Genomic DNA, 17,595 nt, shown 5'->3' on the forward strand with positions numbered 1-17,595 from the left:
CAATTTGCATGACAAACAGGAAAAGTCGGAAGATATCACTTCAGAATGATTAAACCAAAAAAAGTTATTTTCTTCTCACCACGATCCGCCATACCTCCACAAACAGCCTCAGTACTTCACCCTTCGTCAGTCGCTGAGAACAGCGAGATTACTTTTGAGTTTTTCGAGGGTTTCCCCGGCCTCTCTGAGCTTTTCACGCTCTTTTGCAATAACATCGGCAGGCGCGTGGTCAGCAAATCCTCCGTTCGACAATTTTTTCTGAAGCGAGAGAACATAGGAGGAAACATTAGCGATCTCTTTCTGAAGGCGTTCACACTCTTTGTCAAACGATATCAACCCTTCAAGCAGCACAAATAGTTCATTCCCCTCGACCACGGAACCTGCAGCATGTGGTGGACGCTCACCGCCATCCATGAGTTGCGGATTACATTGAGCCAGCGCAGCAACCAGCGCCAGATTGGTTTGCAGAAGTAGCCGGTCACCCTCATTGGTCGGTCTGAGAAGAACCTCTGCCCTGCTTCCATGAGGAACACCAAAGAGTGATCGGAGGCTTCTGATTTCGGTAACGACTTTCTGTATCAGGGAAAAACCACGGAGATCAATCCCTGCAAGTGCACTGTCGGAAAGGGGCATCGGCGAGAGGGCAATGCTCTCTTCCGCCGAACGCTGAAGCACCTGATGCCATATCTCGTCGGTAATGAAGGGCATAACCGGATGCAACGCTTTCAGGGTACCCTCAAGCACATAAACTGCAAGGCAAACCGTCTGTTGAGCATCCTCTCGTGTCAACTCTCCTGAAAGCCTGACTTTGAGAGCTTCCAGATACCAGTCGCAATAGTCGCGCCAGAAGAAGTCATAGAGATTCTTGACAATATCGTTGACCCTGAACTGCGTGAATGCGGTGTGATAGCGTTCCAACATGCCATGATATCCTGCAAGGAGCCACTGACCAGCCAGATCAGCAGTTACTGAGGAGGGATCAAAGTTGAGATAAACGGCCGCAAACTCTTCGTGGTCGCGGAAATACTTTTCGCGCTGCATGAAGACAAGCCGGGAGGCGTTCCATATCTTGGTGGCAAAATTCCGCCCGAGTTCGCACTTTTCCTCACCGAACAAAACATCCTGCCCGAGAGGAGCGATATAGATAATGGTGAAGCGCAGGGCATCGGTGCCGTAGGTATCCATCACCTTGATCGGGTCGGGTGAATTACCAAGTGACTTGGAAAGCTTGCGCCCCTTCATGTCACGGATAATGCTGGTAAAATAGACGTTGCGGAAAGGAACCGCCCCCTTGAAATAGAGCCCTGCCATCACCATTCTGGCGACCCAGAAAAAGATGATGTCCGGCCCGGTTACCAGTGTGTCGGTTGGATAAAAGGCTCTGAGATCGTCATTATCACTCTGTTTCTCTGTCCATCCGAGCGTTGTCAGAGGCCAGAGCCATGAAGAGAACCAGGTGTCGAGCACATCATCATCCTGCACCAGTTTGTCGGTACCGGCAAGATGACAGGCCTCTTCGTATGATGCGGCAACCCATACCTTACCCTCACTGTCGTACCAGGCAGGAATGCGGTGTCCCCACCAGAGCTGACGGGAGATGCACCAGTCACGGATATTGCCCATCCAGTGACGGTAGGTGTTGATCCAGTGCGGGGGGTGAAAGCGTATTTCGCCATCATTAACAACCTGCAGGGCCTCTTCGGCCAGCGGTTTCATTTTGACAAACCACTGCTCGGAAAGATAGGGTTCAACCACCACGTCAGCCCGTTCGGAGTAGCCGACATTGTGTTCATACTCTTCAACCCGGACAAGGTTACCAAGCTCTTCGAGATCCTTGAGAATTTTTTCGCGTGCAACAAAGCGGTCCATCCCGCCATACCCGAACTCATCGGTCATTTTGCCATCTTTGCCGACAACGGACAAAATGGGAAGATTGTGGCGTTTGGCCACCTCATAGTCGTTGGCATCGTGTGCCGGAGTGATTTTCAGCGCACCGGTACCAAACTCAATGTCAACGTAATCGTCCGCAATAATGGGAATATAACGCCCCGCAACCGGCACAATGGCAAGCTCGCCCACCAGATCGGTGTAACGGGGATCAGCGGGGTTGACGGCAATAGCAACATCGGCCAGAATAGTTTCAGCCCTGACGGTTGCGATGGTGATAAATCGTCCGGGGTGGCTGACAAGGGCATATTGAATGTAGACCAGACTGTCCTTGCGCGACTTCATGATCACCTCTTCATCAGAGAGCGCCGTCTGTGAAACGGGGCACCAGTTGATGATACGGGTACCACGATAGATCAGTCCGTCACGGTAGAGCGTGATGAAGGCGTTGATGACCGCTTTTGAGGCGCCCTCATCCATGGTAAAGAGGTTGCGCCGCCAGTCACAGGAGATACCGAGCCGACGGAGCTGCCGGAGAATAAGGTCACCATACTCCTCCCTCCATTGCCAGACATGGCCGAGAAACTCTTTGCGTCCAAGATCGTGGCGGGTAATTCCCTCTTTTTTCAGCTTGCGCTCCACCACCGTCTGCGTTGCAATGCCTGCATGGTCGGTACCGGGAAGCCAGAGGGCCTCTTTGCCCGTCATGCGGCTGTAGCGGATAAAAATATCCTGCAGGGTATGGTTCAGCACATGGCCAAGCGTCAGGCTTCCGGTCACATTGGGAGGAGGCATGAGCACGGTATAGGGCTCCTTGCCCGTTTCGAGTACGCGGGAGCTTTCGGCATGGAAACTGCCAAGCTCCTCCCAGTGCGCACTTCCCCACCGCTCTTCGACGTCGTGATGATTGTAAATTTTTTCCAGATTGAATACTTCGGTCTGATCGCTCATGATAACATCGTTGCGGGTTAGTCCTTCTTTTCGGGTGCGGGACGTTTCTCAAAAATAGCATCAATAATGCCGTAATCGAGCGCCTCCGGTGCGTTCATCCAGCGATCACGTTCTGAATCCTCCCTGATCTGCTTCACATCCTTGCCGGTATGTTTGGCAAGCAGCTCTTCAAGCAGGGTACGAATCTTCTCGATTTCACGCGCCTGAATAACAATATCACTCTCCTGACCCTGCGCACCGCCGGATGGCTGATGAATCATGATTCGTGAATGGGGAAGCGATGCCCTTTTGCCTTTGGCTCCGCTGGCAAGCAGAAATGCGCCCATACTGGCGGCCATCCCGACGCAAACCGTCGAAACCTCCGGACGGATATACTGCATCGTATCGTAGATTCCGAGACCGGCAGAGACACTGCCACCCGGAGAGTTCACATAGATGTAGATATCACGCTCAGGATCTTCCGACTCAAGAAAAATAAGCTGGGCCATGATGAGCCCGGCCACATGTTCGTCTATCCCGCTGCCAAGAAAAATGATCCGTTCACGCAAAAGCCGTGAAAAAATATCGAAAGCCCGCTCGCCGCGCCCTGAAGTTTCTATAACCATAGGCACAAGAGAGTTGGTAATTCCCTGCTCTATTGCCCCTGAATACATTTTTCTTGCATGGTGCTCAAAACCAAAATTAATATTTGCCATAACTGCCCTGTCGTTTGAGTTTGGTAAGTCATTGTACAACCACAAAGAGGTCGGATCAGCGTTGCTGTTGATACAGCCTGGAATCCACACTCCTGATTACGAATGGTTAAAATACGCAGTGCTAACAACAATTCAAGAATTCAGTTCCCAATTAGCAAAAAAGATGCTCTCTGCCAAAGCGGAAGAAGAGGAAAATGAATCCATTTCAAAATGAATCTGTTAATTCTATATTGTTTGTTGTCAAAAAAAACAACAAAACCATTAAGGAACATGCAGGTACGGCTCATCTCGGTCACCTCTCCACTGATCAAGGTTGAGGGTCAGCCGCTCTCCCCGGAAGGGCTTATCGCATACTGCGCAAGAGTATCGAGCCCTCATCAGGAGACTCCCGATTATGAAAAGCTGCTCGCTTACTGTATAGCGCACAAGCACTGGAGTGTCTTTGAAATGGTGGACATGACGGTGGAAATTGTGACATCAAGAGCCATTTCGCCGCAGATTCTGCGCCATAGAAGTTTTCAGTTCCAGGAGTTCTCACAACGGTATGCCAAAGCCCAGGAGATTGAGCGATACCAGCCAAGACGTCAGGACAGCAAAAACCGGCAGCACTCGCTGAATGATCTTGATGAAGCCACAAAAGAGTGGTTTGATAAGGCACAGGAACGTGTTGCCCAAATGACGCTTGAAACGTACAATGAAGCTCTTGAAAAGGGAATCGCCAAAGAGTGTGCACGAGTACTCCTGCCGATGGCAACGCAGACAAAACTTTATATGAAGGGCTCTGTCAGAAGCTGGATCCACTATCTGGAGGTGCGAACCGATAAAAGCACACAGCAGGAACACCAGGAAATTGCCCTTGCCATCAAAAAAATTTTCATGGAACAATTCCCTGTTACGGCAACCGCGCTTGCCTGGCGCTAAACCTTCAGCATGGAAAACAGAGTGACCAGCTCATTTTTCAGATCACGGCGATGAATAACACGATCGAGAAAGCCCTGTTCCAGCAAAAATTCGGCTCGCTGAAACCCTTCCGGCAGATCCCTTTTGATGGTATCGCGGATCACTCTTGGACCGGCAAACCCGATAAGGGCTTTCGGCTCACTGATATTGATATCGCCAAGCATGGCAAAAGAGGCGCTGATACCACCCATGGTCGGGTCGGTCATCAGTGAAACAAACGGCAGTTTTCTTTCGCTCAGCCGGGTAAGTCGCGCAGCAGTTTTGGCCATCTGCATGAGACTGAAGGCGCCCTCCATCATCCGGGCTCCGCCTGACTGGGAAATCACAAGAAGAGGAGCGTCCAGCTCAAGCGACTTGTCGACGGCTCGCGCTATTTTTTCACCGACAACAGAGCCCATGGAACCACCGATAAAACCAAAATCCATCGCTGATACAACAAGGGGGCGGCCTCCACTCTCTCCATGAGCATTACGGCAGGCTTCCGTTTTTCCACTTTTTTCAATGGTATCATGCACCCTGTCGGGATATTTTTTGGTATCGACAAAGCCAAGAGGATCGGCTGACCGCAGATGATCATCAAACTCGACATACTTGTCGTCGTCGAAGAGGATCGAAAAATATTTATAGGGAGATATTCTGAAATGGTGACCGCATTCCGCACAGGTAAAGAAATGATCTTCAAACTGTTTTTTATGAAGCATCGCTCCACACTCTTCACATTTCCACCACAACCCTTCCGGCATATCACGTTTGTCGGTTGGACGTATTGATGGTTTTACCCGTTTAAACCATGCCATTATTCAAAATAAGATGTAAAGGTTATACATTAAAGCTGAAGATATGAAGTCCACAGGAGATTCTCAAAAGCAGTTGCCAGAAACAACCCTTATCACAGGCTTATGAACCAGGAGCATCACCATTGCTGAACCTCAGATCCGTTTTGTACCTTGCAGCTCTGATAGCTGCCCTTTTGCCGGAAATAATGGCGCCTTCACCGGTTTTGGCTTCGCCAGCCTCCCCTGCCCTTGTCTATCCCGACACTTTGAAGCTTCCCGTGCGCCGTTTTGCACTGCATCACGCCATGAGAGCAGCAAGAAAAAGCGTCGGGCTTGCCTTGTCAGGAGGCGGCGCCAACGCTCTTTCACAGATAGGGCTCCTCAAAGCTCTTGATGAAGAGAGGGTTCCTGTTGATTTTATTGCCGGCACAAGCATGGGTGCCATTATTGGAGCGCTCTACAGTTGCGGATACAGCCCGGATGAACTTGAAACGCTTGCCCATAGCCTGAACTGGCAATCCATGGTCACGCTCCAGAAAGATTACAGCCGCTCCAACATCTTTCTTGAACAGCAAAAAATCCGTGACCGCGCCTCAATCGCTATCCGCTTCGACAAGCTGAAACTTCTGATGCCCAAGTCGCTTAATTCCGCTCAGCCGCTCACAAAAACTCTCGACCTTCTGGTTTTAAACGCCCTTTATAAAACGTCAGGGGATTTCTCTACCCTTCCTGTCAATTTCAGGGCTGTTGCGACCGATCTGGTTTCAGGAAAACGGATCACCCTCACCACAGGCTCACTCTCTGAAGCAATACGGGCAAGCAGCACCGTTCCGATTCTCTTTGAACCGATTCTCCGTGATGGCTATCAACTCGTTGATGGCGGACTCGTTGCAAATCTTCCGGTCGATGAACTCAACACGGTCAACGTGCAATACAAAGTTGCCGTCGATACACACGGAAGCATGTACGCAACCGGCGGAGAACTTGATCTGCCCTGGAAGGCGGCCGATCAGACGATGACCATTCTGACCATGCAGCAATATCCTGCACAGTTGGCAAAAGCAAACATCATCATCACTCCTGACCTCGAGAACCATAAGGCAACCGATTTTTCAGATATCAAGGCTCTTGTTGATGCCGGTTATACCAAAGGGAAAATTTCAGCAAGCATTATCAAACGCAGTATAGAGAACAAAACTCCACACGGCACTGCAATCGGGAAGTATGCAAAAAGCCTTCTGTTTGCTGGAGAGGGCCCCGAATTCCGGGAACACTACCTTCTTGTGTCATCCATTATTCACCATGCAACGGATCTCAATCAGAGCCTTCAGGAACTCCTCGAAACGGATCTCTTCACCAGCGTCTATGCCGAACTGGACAGCCGACGCCAGACAGTTCTCTTCCACCTTGCACCGCTTCCGGCAATACGGACGGTAACTGTCAGCGGAGGGCCCGCCGAAGCACTTGCATCCGAAGAGATCGACACCTGCTTCAAGCCAATAGTAAACCGACTCTACACCAATGAGGCTGGCACAAGGGCTCTTGAAGCGCTGGTAAAAAAATACCGGGAAAAAGGGTACAGCCTTGTCACCATCAACAGCACAGCAATAGAGAGTGGCAAACTCCAGGTAAACGTTTCATCGGGAAAAGTGGATGGTATCGACATACGCCGGGACAAAAATATCACCGGCATCACTCCTGTAGAGCGCGAAATCAAAATCGATACCACGCAATCGCTCAGCATCCAAAATGCCGAAGAGTCTGTCGATAATCTTTACGACACCGGCTCCTTCAGCAATGTCTCCATCTCAACAGAATCACCCGCGACATTGCATCCCGACGAGCGTACGCTCCTGAGATTTTCTCTTGAGGAAAAACCATCGTCAGTACTTCGGCTCGGGTTGCGCTATGATGAAACAAACAATGCCCAGTTTCTTCTTGATGTCAGAAACGAAAATCTCGCAGGGACAACAAGCTCAATCGGTGGCTGGCTGAAAGCAGGAAGAAAGAACAACCTCGTCAACATGGAGTTCAATATGCCACGCATAGGCCCCTCCCATTTGACGATCTCCTCACGCCTTTTTTATGACCAGCATCTGTTCGAACAGTGCAATACCGCAGGCGAAACAATAAATTACGGAATCCAGAAATATGGCTTCAGTCCGGCTTTCGGTGTGAGAATCCGAAAAAACGGACAATTTATAGCCGACATGACCCTGCAAAATGCACAATCCTATGCTGAAAAACATAACGACACCCTGCTGAAGACAGCAACAACCAACATGCTCTCTGTGGGAGCACAGTTTACCCTTGACTCAAGAGACAACCCACTGATTCCCTCCACGGGAAGCTATACCAACATCAGATATTCGATGACTCCGATACTGCTCGACAATCACGATATATTCTGGCAGGTATCGGGTAACCACGAAGAAAATATCCATCTCGGAAAGAAAACGACACTGCAACTCACGGGCCTTTTCGGACTGAGCAGCAGCAACATGCCACTGTCAGAGAAATTCTTCCTTGGAGGGCCGGGAACAACCTACAGTCAGCGCTTCATCGGCTTGAAAGAAAACTATCTTCCCTGCAATAACATGGCTGCTGCCGGAATGCATCTGCGCTACAAGCCCTCATTCGCCATTCTCTTTCCGGCATCACTGCTCCTGCACTACAATGTCGGGAATATCTGGGAAGAGCAGAACGATATCTCCCTGGCGCACCTTATTCATGGCTATGGAAGCAGCATCATATGGGAAACCCCTCTTGGCCCGGCAAGATTTACGGTTTCAAAAACGGTTCCATTTCCCGAAAAAGATCCCATTAAAGAAACAGCATCATTACAATTTTCAGATACCATTTTTTATTTCAGTATCGGTCACAACTTTTGAGCCAAACTTTTATGTATTTTTACGCGCCTGAAGTTACAGGTACCACACATCAGAATCAGAAACACGCTTATGAAAAACGAACCAGAAAACGTCGATACAGCACAAAAACCTCATATACTGGTTTGTAATGATGATGGCATCGAGGGTGAGGGGATTCATGTTCTGGCAGCCGCAATGAAAAAAATCGGCAGGGTTACGGTTGTTGCGCCTGCCGAACCACACAGCGGCATGAGTCATGCCATGACCCTCGGCGTTCCGCTGCGCATCAAAAAATTCATGAAAAACAACCGATTTTTCGGATACACGGTATCAGGAACCCCTGTTGACTGCATCAAGGTTGCACTGAGCCATATCCTGCCCTCAAAACCAGACCTTATTGTTTCAGGTATCAATTACGGCAGCAACACCGCAACAAATACCCTCTATTCCGGCACCATCGGAGCCGCTCTTGAAGGCGCTATTCAGGGAATCACTTCACTGGCCTTTTCGCTGACCACCTATGAACATGCCGATTTTACCTATGCAGGAAAATTTGCACGCAAACTGGCAAAAAAAGTGCTTCTTGAAGGGCTGCCGCCCGACACCATTCTTTCCGTCAATATTCCAAATGTTCCGGAATCCGGGATCACCGGCATCGTAATTACCGAACAGGGACGTTCACGCTGGGAAGAGGATGCCATTGAACGAAACGATATGTTCGGCAACCCCTACTACTGGTTGAATGGAACCCTGCGCCTGCTTGATGAGAGCTTGCGCAAAGATGAATTTGCCATACGGCAAAACTATGTAACCGTCACACCTCTCTCCTGTGATCTGACCAACCATCCGTTTATCGGAACCCTTGAACAATGGAACCTGCAAAAGTAAAAGAGTGAATACCTATCTGCTTGAATACAAACATATCCTGACACCCAAAAAAGGATTTTCGAAGCTTTTCCGTGACTATACATCGGAAAGCTCAGAACGCTCGGAATTGATCGCTGCCTGTTTTCACCTCGATTACCAGAAAGAGGCTGATTACTATCGGCAACTTGGACTGCTCGGATCGAGAACGTTTGAGAGGGAGAGCCTTGTGCGACTGCTTTCGAGGCAAAACACCCGCTACGGCGCGACCGCGCTTCACCTCCGGGAGATTGAAAAACTGCGATCCCCTCGATGCATGGCCATCGTTACCGGTCAGCAACTCGGCCTTTTTACCGGTCCGATCTATACCATCTACAAAGCTCTGACCGCCATTATTTTTGCAAAACGACAAAAAGCGCTCTTTCCTGAATACGATTTTGTACCGATTTTCTGGCTTGAGGGTGAAGACCATGACTATGACGAATCGGCCCAAACCGCAATTTTTTCTGAAAATCAGGTCGTTCATTTCAAGGAAGAGCCATACCGGCGTCTGCCAAACCAGATGGTTGCCAACAGTTGCTTCGGAGAAGAGATCAGCCGCACCGTTGAAGAGTATCTTCGACTGCTGCCAGAGACGACCTACAAAAAAGAGGTCTCGGAGATGCTCAGAGAGTTTTATTATCCGGGCAATACCTTTGAGATGAGCTTTGCATGCACCATGATGCGTCTCTTCAGGGAGCAACCCTTGATTCTGCTTTCAAGCCAGGATCCCGATTTCAAGCAACTTTCATCCAGGATTTTTTTACGGGAGCTCTCATCTTCACCGGCCTCCTCCTACAATGTGGTTGCACAAAGCTCCTGCCTCGAAAATCTCGGCTATACAGCACAAACAAAACCGAGAACCGTCAATCTTTTTCACGTCAACCATCTTGGCCAGCGCCAGAAAATTGAACACCCTTCAGAAGACTCTTTTTCAATTCTGCCCGACAAACAGCGTTATTCAAAACACCAATTCCTTGAACTCTGTCAGGATCACCCTGAACAGTTCAGCCCCAACGTCGTTCTCCGACCGATTATCCAGGACTTCGTCCTGCCGACCTTTGCCTGTATTGCCGGACCTGGTGAGATCAGCTACCTTGCGCAATACCGAAAAAACTACGAGCACTTTGGCATCAGCATGCCCTTTATCATTCCGAGGGGGAGTTTTACGCTGGTCGAACCGAAAATAAGCCGGATCATGGACAAACTGCTCCAGGTTATCGGAAAACCAGGTGTTTCACGCAAACAAATTTACCATGCCGTCTTCGGCGACCTTCAGCAATTGAAAAAAAATGCGGTTGGCGTCACGGAAAACCCGCAGCTTGAGACTTTGTTCGAAGAGACAAAAACAGAGATCCGTCGGGCGTTGGCCGCCCTCGGGCCCTTGCTTTCCAAAATTGATCCCACTCTTGAACCACTTCTGGCAGCATCAACGGTACAGTCAGCAAAAATTATCGAAAATATTGAACAGAAAACCTGGAAAGCGAGCAGACGCAAACATGAAGAGCTTCTTGAGCAAATCCTGAAAGCAGAAACTGCCCTTTTTCCGGACGGATTACCCCAGGAGCGACTGATCAATATTTTTTATTTTCTCAATAAATACGGCACAGAGCTGATTGACACCCTGAAAAATCTGTTGAACGGTCACGCAACTGAAGCGCATATTATCGTGGAACTATAGAAATCACAAGCTTTAATCACCACCGCACACAACATGTTCACCCTCCTCTTGCAGCAGACGACAGCAGTTGCAGACAATCCGATGAAGATCATTGGAGGAGGCATCTTCAAGGATTTTCTGAACTGCAATATCAATCTCCTTGCGGTAGTTTATGCTTTTCAGCAATTGCATGCCCCGTTTTTTATGAATATACTGGGAGACAGCAGCAGGCGTAACGCCAAGCTTTTTCGCCGCCTGCGACTGGGTCAACCCCGTTTTCACCAATTCAATAGCAAGATCAGCCCTGATTTGAGGAAGATGATACCATACGGCTTTTTCACAAGGAAATATCACAATAACACTTTTTTAAGATTAACAGGAATTGCGTTCAGCACTTCAGGGTAATAATGACTTTTTCGCTCAAATCCACAACAAGCTGGGCTCTGCTTGTACTGATACTCATGCAGTTCACGCCACTGAAACGCATCAACCCACCGACCGTTTCGGCCATTCAAGCACCTGATAACGTCAAAATCGCCCTGAAAAAGAGCTGTTATGACTGCCATTCCAACGAAACCCGCTGGCCCGCCCTTGCCTGGATAGCTCCAGCATCATGGTTAGCCTCCGGCATCGTCACTTCAGGCCGGAATGCCCTGAATTTTTCAACATGGAACAACAAAAAGAGGGCAAAAATCCGAAAAACACTATCCGAAGGCTCTGCTCACCAGCAGCTCTACTATCTCTTGAGACCGGAACGACAACTGACGGCTACGGAAACCGGCACGATCCTGCAATGGCTGAAATGAAACTTGAAGAACAACGATTCAACATTAAAAATTCAGGGAATAACCATCCGGATAAAATCTCTTGATAATTGCTATCACCTCGTCCGGACTATCTTCCAGATAAATGAATCCAAGATCATCAGCATGGATATAGCCCTTATCACGGCACATGCTCTCCTCAATCCAGCGATAAAACCCCTCCCAGTAACTTCTTCCGACCAATATAACAGGAAAGCGCTCACTCTTCCCGGTCTGTATCAACGTAATAGCCTCCATCACCTCATCAAGTGTACCAAAACCACCTGGCAAAGCGATGAATGCCTGGGCATATTTCATGAACATCACTTTGCGCACAAAAAAATACTGAAAACTGACCAATTTATCATGATCAATGTATTTGTTCGGCTGCTGCTGGTTTGGAAGCTTGATATTGAAACCGATTGATACCCCGCCAGCGCCTTGTGCTCCCTTGTTCGCTGCCGCCATAACACCCGGCCCACCTCCGGTTATCACCGAAAAACCTTCAGCAGCAAGGAGACTCCCAAGCCTCTCGGCAAGAAGATATTCAGCACTCTCCGCTGGCACCCGCGTAGAACCAAAAACAGCTACCGCCGGAGCTGCATCAGACATCATCTCAAAGCCACTGACAAACTCCGCCATGATCTTGAACACCCGCCATCCATCAGCCATGAAATCAGTTTCCCGGCTCGAACCCGAAGAGGGCATCAGACCCTTGCCTGACCCCTCCTCCTCTCTTTCTGAAGAACGGCGATAAATGTCCATAGGTTCAACCTCGCTCAATCACATGCTACAGTTTCAGAAAATTCCTGATAATTTTTTTCCCCTCACTGGTCATGATTGATTCAGGGTGAAACTGCACTCCATAGAGCAAAAACTCCTCCGAATCCATCCCCATGATGACCCCCTCCTCAGTCCATGCACGGATGACCAAAGAGTCGGGCAGCGTCTCACGCTCCACAATGAGAGAGTGATATCTGGTAGCCACAAAGGGGTTGTCAACTCCGCTGAAAATCCCGTGACTGTCATGGTAAACCTGTGAGGTCTTGCCATGCATGATAGAGGCGGCCCGCACCACCCTTCCCCCCAAAGCAGCGCCGATCGACTGATGACCCAGACAAACACCGAGAAGGGGGATCTTCCCCTTGACGGCATGAATCAGCGGCACCGATACACCAGCATCATCGGGAGTACCGGGACCCGGTGAAATGACAATCTTTTCCGGTGAAAGGGCAACAATCTCAGCAACAGAAAGCTCATCATTGCGGTAGACCTCAACACAGCCCCCCGACTCTCCGATATACTGAACAAGATTATAGGTAAAAGAGTCATAATTGTCGATAACAAGAATCATACCTCTCCATGCTTAATAATTTAGACAAACAACCGGGATGCGCTCTCCACGCTGGCAACAAACCGGAACATCGCTTCATAGGCACGGCTCATCACAACCTGACGACGCTCCATAACCCTTCTTGCTGTTTCGACGGCTTTTTCAACATCATACGGCACGATCCCATCAATGCCGCCCCAGGAAAAAGAGGGCACCTCCCTCGGCGGAAATCCAGAACCAAATATGTTCGAACCTGTACCAACAATCGTTCCGGTATTAAACATCGAATTGATGGAACTCTTGCTGTGTTCACCCATCATCAGACCGAGAAACTGCAGGCCGGTCATCTGCAACTGGCCATTGCGCAACACCTTTACCCGACCATAATTGTTCTTGAGGTCACTGGTGTTGGTACCGGCGCCAAGATTGCACCAGGAGGAAATATAGGAGTGTCCCAAAAAACCATCATGCTGCTTGTTGACAAAGGGCTCAATCAATGCATCTTCAATTTCACCGCCAACCCGCGATGCCGTACCCACAGCAACGTTACTGTACAGTTTTGCACCAATCTTCACCCTCGACCAGGGCGCAAGAAAAACATTCTGCATCAACACCGCCTGCGGATCAACAATCGCGCCAGCCCCGACGGCTATAAACCCGTCATCGGCATCAAGAACCGCACCTGCCCGAACAACAGCTTCAGAACCAACATAGATATTTGAACGATTGACAAGGGCTACAGAAGAGTGGACATCCCCCAGAATATGACCAAGTTCAAGCGTTTCCGCATCCCGCAAAAGCTCATCAGGATGGAACGCAATCATATCCCAGATATCACGGATAACCGTGAAACCCGTTACCGACTCTGTAACAAGCTCTCCGGCAAGCGCTGAGGTATCAAGAAGATCAGGCATCAGGCCGTTGTTATCGGTAATCAGGGAGCTGTCTACCCGTGCAAACAGCAGATCATCACCCTGCATATACGCTCTTCCCGGATCGATCCCACCCTCTGTGATTACCCTGCACGCCGCATCATCAAAAACAATACGACCGTTGACCAATAACAGATCCCTCTCTTCAAGCCGGTTAACCACTGCGTCAGGATGCTGTTCAGCATACACCGAAGCAAGATAACGTCGAAGATGCCAGGCAAGCTTCACCTCACCCCTCAACGAGTACTCAAGCTTCTCCCTGAGAGAGCGAAATCCGGTATAAAGAGCATAAACCGGTTTAAGATTGACGAGAGGCCTCAGCTCCAGAACCCTGGTATCTTCAAATACGATAACCTGCATTTTATAAGTGGCGTAATTTAAAATCAATAACTGATAGCGGTGTCAGTTTTCTCATTGACGTTTATCATAACGATTATGGCCGTTTCCTTCAGGCAACCGGGATAAAGGTTGACCCAAAAAACCGGAAGCTCTCTAAACAGTCAAAAGCTGACGTTCTGGACAAGATAAGAATAATCGAAAAAGATTTACAGTTTGATGCCGCAACTGTGTTCAACCGAAAAGGTTGCCAATATCAAACCAACTGATATTCAGAGGCATTTTTGTTGACATTTACCGATGAAAAAGTCTCACCACTGGTGCGACAATTGTCATGGACTCATAATTTGATTATTCTCGGACAGGGTAAGCGTCAAGAAGAGCGTGAGTTTTATCTGTAAATATCAAATAAATAACATCTAAATCCTCAATTATGTTTTTTGTATAAAACGCTGTAACTCAATAACAAAGAATGGATTGTGTGATAAATGAACACCTCGATATGCACCTTTTCTTCCGATGATTAATGATGACTTATCATATAGGAAAGAGTTTGTCAAGCCTATCTTTCCATTTGTTCCAAAAACAACATAAAGACCTTTTCCATCTCGATAATTTTGTAATGCCTTTCCATATTCAAGTTTTATAAGCTCCCCAAGCTTACATCCCCGCCACCCACTCAATCCCTCACTCATCGCCACCTCCCAATTCAGCTTCAATCTGTTCGATACTCGGCAGGGATGACTGATATTCTGCGGGCAGGTTTTTGGTAATCATGTATTCACTGACACCAATCGGCTTGTGAATATCCTTGAGTGCGTATTCGACCACCACGTCATTTTTTGACTTGCAAATGATGATGCCTATGGTGGGGTTATCCTGTTCGGTTTTCAGGATACCATCAACTGCCGAGACATAAAAATTCAGTTTTCCGGCAAACTCCGGCTTGAACTTTACCGCTTTGAGTTCAATCACCACAAAACAGTGCAGACGGGTATGGTAGAACAGGAGGTCAATATAATAGTCGTCGCCACCGACTACGAGCTTGTACTGCCGCCCGATATATGAAAAGCCTGCGCCAAATTCCAGTAAAAATCGGGTAACATGCTCAATCAAGGCATCTTCAAGCTCTTTTTCGTCGTGCTTTTTTCGCAGTAAAAGAAAATCGAAATTATAGGGGTCTTTGAGAATTTGCTGGGCCAAATCCGATTGCGGGGCTGGCAGGGTTGCCTTAAAGTTGGTGATTGCCTTACCTTCGCGCTGGTAGAGGCGGCTTTCGATATGGTGGGTTAATACAGCCCGCGACCAATTATTCTGAATGGTTTGCTGCACATAAAAGAGCGCTTCATCTTGCTCCTTGATCTTGCTGATGATGACAAGATTGTGACTCCACGGTATTTGGGCAACAAGCTGCTGCCCAAATAGTGAGTTTTCAAATTGGGCAACAGGCTGTTGCCCAATTGCAGATTGGTTCAATTGCGTAGCAGCCTGCTTCGCAATTGCATTCGTTCCTGACCAGAACCGATACCACTGGCGCATATATTTCAGGTTGCGCACGGAGAACCCTTTCATATCGGGAAATTCGGACTGCAAATCGCGGCTTATCTGCCCGAGAATGCCGTCACCCCAGGCCGAGGCCTGTTGACGGGCAATAATGCGTTCAGCCAAATCCCAGTACAACTGAAGCATAGTCTGATTGACCGAAACCGCAGCTTTGAGTTGTGCCGATTGAATCCGGTTTTTGAGTTCCTTGATAAACTCCCTGTACTCTGTTGTGTTGAGCGGTGTGTTCATATTTTTATCCTCGCCAGATTCTCCGCAATTGCCTTGTTCAGCTCAGCTTCTTCCAACAACTGGGCCTCAAATTCAGCCTTCAATGAGACGAAACGTTCTGCAAAATCAAAATCATCCTCTTCTTCAGCGAGACCAACATAGCGCCCCGGTGTGAGCACGTAATCGAGTTCGTGCACTCGTTCCAACGGGACGGAGGCACAAAAGCCTTTGCTATCCTCATACTCACCTTCGCCTGCCTGAAGTATGGCGTACATCTCCTCGAAAGAGTCGGAGATGTATTTAAGGAACATGAGCCCAAGCACGATATGTTTGTATTCGGCGGCGTCAATGTTTTTGCGCAGCTTGTCGGCGGCTTTCCAAAGCGGCTTGCTTTTTTAAAAAATGTTATCTGAAGCGAAATTTTGTTCCAGAATTCTTCATGAACAGGATCGGGGTTGCTGAATGATCTTAACGGAAAATGTACGTGATAATATACATATATGCTTTGATTTACAGCGGTTTTGGGGAGGGGTGTTTTTTTCGATTATCCGGCGTTTCTGTTGGTATGTGGGTGCATGCGGGTTTATGAGGGCGGGGAGACCCCGCCCTTACGAGGTGGATCGAGGGTGGATCCGGGGGTGGATCGGGGTTCCGGGGTTACGGGGGTGGATCGAGGGTACGGGGGTGGATCGGGCCTTGACGGTGGCGTAGGCAGGGATAACTGCTTATGGTTCAGCTTCGGGCAGCAGATCGCAAAGGAGACGAATACCGTCGGGAAGAACCGAAATACCGACCTTGCCGAGAATGTTATCATAGACCTCTCCATCCATATGCATCACCTCTGGCGCCATCAACGTCAGGGTTACAGCCTTCGCCTTGCAGTAGAGAATTTTCGGATCGTTGATATGGGTTCCATTAAGGTATTTGAGTACAAAACGAAAAAATTCGTACCTCCGAATATCTTTGAGAATACAGATATCAAGCAAACCATCCGACAACTCGGCATGGGGCGAAATGATGAATTTTCCCCCTTCGATCTTTCCGTTTGAAACCGTAAAGGCGAACACCGGCTCATGAAGCTCCAGCACCGAATCTTCGAGGGTAATGGTGATATGCATATTCAGGGAGGAATAACCGGCAAGCACACTGAAAAGCGCATACACGTAGCCAAGTTCTCCTTTCAACCAGGGGAGACGCTTAACAGCCTTTGCAACTCTTCCGGTAAAACCAATACCAAGAGAGTTGACAAAATAGCGGTGATTGGCAACACCGAATGAGACACTCCCGAGATCAACCTTTTTACTCGTCCCTTCGAAAAGATGAGCGATACCCTTGTGATGTTCCTTTCGGGGATTAAGCGTCTTGATAAAATCATTTGCCGAGCCGATCGGCAAAATTCCGACCGTACGTTCCTCTCCCGCAACGGCATTGACCACTTCATGAAGGGTACCATCCCCGCCACAAGCAATAAGACAACTGCTCTCCCTGATCCCGGAACGGGCAATCTCTCCGGCATGTCCGGCATAGTCCGTAGTGGCCATTATGGAATCATTCCTGTCGGCAACAAGCGCCTTCAGCCACTCCGCCTTGCGTGAAGCCCGGCCTTTATCTGCCGCAGGATTAAAAATAAAAAGGTAGCGGGAACTGTTGTTCATCATCCTGAAAACGAAAAAAAGGAATCGTGTGCTCTCTTGCTCATGGCGCATTACCATCACA

General features: G+C 48.7%; 15 protein-coding genes and 2 pseudogenes. 6 read left to right on the forward strand and 11 right to left on the reverse strand.

All coding sequences use genetic code 11. The features are described 5' to 3' along the window. Positions 1-126: 126 nt before the first annotated feature. A complete protein-coding gene (locus tag PPHA_RS11765) occupies positions 127-2,838 on the reverse strand; it encodes a valine--tRNA ligase (protein ID WP_012509046.1) in 2,712 nt (903 codons plus the stop codon). Positions 2,839-2,855: 17 nt separating this feature from the next. Beyond that, the gene (gene clpP, locus PPHA_RS11770) at positions 2,856-3,533 is read right to left on the reverse strand and encodes an ATP-dependent Clp endopeptidase proteolytic subunit ClpP (protein ID WP_012509047.1); all 678 of its coding nucleotides are present in this window, start codon (positions 3,531-3,533) and stop codon (positions 2,856-2,858) included. A gap of 270 nt (positions 3,534-3,803) precedes the next feature. On the opposite strand from clpP, the gene thyX reads away from it, so the two are divergent. Further along, complete coding sequence (thyX, locus tag PPHA_RS11775) at positions 3,804-4,454, forward strand: FAD-dependent thymidylate synthase (RefSeq protein ID WP_012509048.1); 651 nt, start codon at positions 3,804-3,806, stop codon at positions 4,452-4,454. On the opposite strand, the gene accD is transcribed toward thyX, so the two are convergent. After that, positions 4,451-5,290 carry an acetyl-CoA carboxylase, carboxyltransferase subunit beta gene (accD, locus tag PPHA_RS11780; RefSeq protein WP_012509049.1) on the reverse strand — a complete coding sequence of 280 codons (840 nt, stop codon included), beginning with the start codon at positions 5,288-5,290 and terminating at the stop codon, positions 4,451-4,453. The genes thyX and accD overlap by 4 nt on opposite strands. Positions 5,291-5,475: 185 nt before the next feature. On the opposite strand from accD, the gene PPHA_RS11785 reads away from it, so the two are divergent. The 3 genes from PPHA_RS11785 (at position 5,476) to bshC (ending at position 10,723) form a co-directional block, all read left to right on the forward strand. Then, positions 5,476-8,160, forward strand: coding sequence for a BamA/TamA family outer membrane protein (locus PPHA_RS11785; protein ID WP_012509050.1), 2,685 nt, complete (start codon positions 5,476-5,478; stop codon positions 8,158-8,160). A 69-nt stretch (positions 8,161-8,229) separates the two neighbouring features. Beyond that, the gene (surE, locus tag PPHA_RS11790; protein WP_012509051.1) at positions 8,230-9,027 is read left to right on the forward strand and encodes a 5'/3'-nucleotidase SurE; all 798 of its coding nucleotides are present in this window, start codon (positions 8,230-8,232) and stop codon (positions 9,025-9,027) included. 4 nt (positions 9,028-9,031) lie between these two features. Continuing rightward, positions 9,032-10,723, forward strand: coding sequence for a bacillithiol biosynthesis cysteine-adding enzyme BshC (gene bshC, locus PPHA_RS11795; protein WP_012509052.1), 1,692 nt, complete (start codon positions 9,032-9,034; stop codon positions 10,721-10,723). Between the two features lie 12 nt (positions 10,724-10,735). On the opposite strand, the gene PPHA_RS11800 is transcribed toward bshC, so the two are convergent. Beyond that, positions 10,736-11,056, reverse strand: coding sequence for a transcriptional regulator (locus tag PPHA_RS11800; RefSeq protein WP_012509053.1), 321 nt, complete (start codon positions 11,054-11,056; stop codon positions 10,736-10,738). A 53-nt stretch (positions 11,057-11,109) separates the two neighbouring features. Here PPHA_RS11800 and PPHA_RS11805 point away from each other — a divergent pair, with 53 nt between their 5' ends. After that, the gene (locus PPHA_RS11805) at positions 11,110-11,508 is read left to right on the forward strand and encodes a heme-binding domain-containing protein (RefSeq protein WP_012509054.1); all 399 of its coding nucleotides are present in this window, start codon (positions 11,110-11,112) and stop codon (positions 11,506-11,508) included. 24 nt (positions 11,509-11,532) lie between these two features. Here PPHA_RS11805 and PPHA_RS11810 read toward each other — a convergent pair whose 3' ends face one another. From PPHA_RS11810 to PPHA_RS11820, 3 genes are read right to left on the reverse strand one after another with little or no spacing between them, the layout of a single operon-like run. Continuing rightward, on the reverse strand, positions 11,533-12,270 hold the full coding sequence (locus PPHA_RS11810) for an LOG family protein (protein ID WP_012509055.1): 738 nt from the start codon (positions 12,268-12,270) through the stop codon (positions 11,533-11,535). Between the two features lie 25 nt (positions 12,271-12,295). Further along, positions 12,296-12,859: an aminodeoxychorismate/anthranilate synthase component II gene (locus PPHA_RS11815; RefSeq protein ID WP_012509056.1), complete on the reverse strand. Its 564-nt coding sequence runs from the start codon at positions 12,857-12,859 to the stop codon at positions 12,296-12,298. 20 nt (positions 12,860-12,879) lie between these two features. Then, a complete protein-coding gene (locus tag PPHA_RS11820) occupies positions 12,880-14,130 on the reverse strand; it encodes a GlmU family protein (protein WP_012509057.1) in 1,251 nt (416 codons plus the stop codon). A gap of 275 nt (positions 14,131-14,405) precedes the next feature. Here PPHA_RS11820 and PPHA_RS16860 point away from each other — a divergent pair. Further along, a pseudogene (locus PPHA_RS16860) lies at positions 14,406-14,504 on the forward strand (PDDEXK nuclease domain-containing protein); the annotation flags it as partial. A gap of 33 nt (positions 14,505-14,537) precedes the next feature. On the opposite strand, the gene PPHA_RS11825 reads toward PPHA_RS16860, so the two are convergent. The 4 genes and pseudogenes from PPHA_RS11825 to PPHA_RS11845 form a co-directional block, all read right to left on the reverse strand. Beyond that, the gene (locus PPHA_RS11825; protein ID WP_190273996.1) at positions 14,538-14,807 is read right to left on the reverse strand and encodes a restriction endonuclease subunit S domain-containing protein; all 270 of its coding nucleotides are present in this window, start codon (positions 14,805-14,807) and stop codon (positions 14,538-14,540) included. Continuing rightward, entirely contained in the window at positions 14,794-15,900 is a 1,107-nt protein-coding gene (locus PPHA_RS11830) for a PDDEXK nuclease domain-containing protein (RefSeq protein WP_012509059.1), read from the reverse strand. Before PPHA_RS11830 ends, PPHA_RS11825 begins: the two co-directional genes overlap by 14 nt. Continuing rightward, positions 15,897-16,262, reverse strand: a pseudogene (locus PPHA_RS11835) (type I restriction-modification system subunit M N-terminal domain-containing protein); the annotation flags it as partial. The gene PPHA_RS11830 and the pseudogene PPHA_RS11835, both read right to left, overlap by 4 nt. 342 nt (positions 16,263-16,604) lie before the next feature. Next, the gene (locus PPHA_RS11845) at positions 16,605-17,591 is read right to left on the reverse strand and encodes a diacylglycerol/lipid kinase family protein (RefSeq protein ID WP_223294043.1); all 987 of its coding nucleotides are present in this window, start codon (positions 17,589-17,591) and stop codon (positions 16,605-16,607) included. Positions 17,592-17,595: the final 4 nt, after the last annotated feature.

The sequence above is a fragment of the Pelodictyon phaeoclathratiforme BU-1 genome (assembly GCF_000020645.1).
GTDB classification, from domain to species: Bacteria; Bacteroidota; Chlorobiia; order Chlorobiales; family Chlorobiaceae; genus Chlorobium; species Chlorobium phaeoclathratiforme.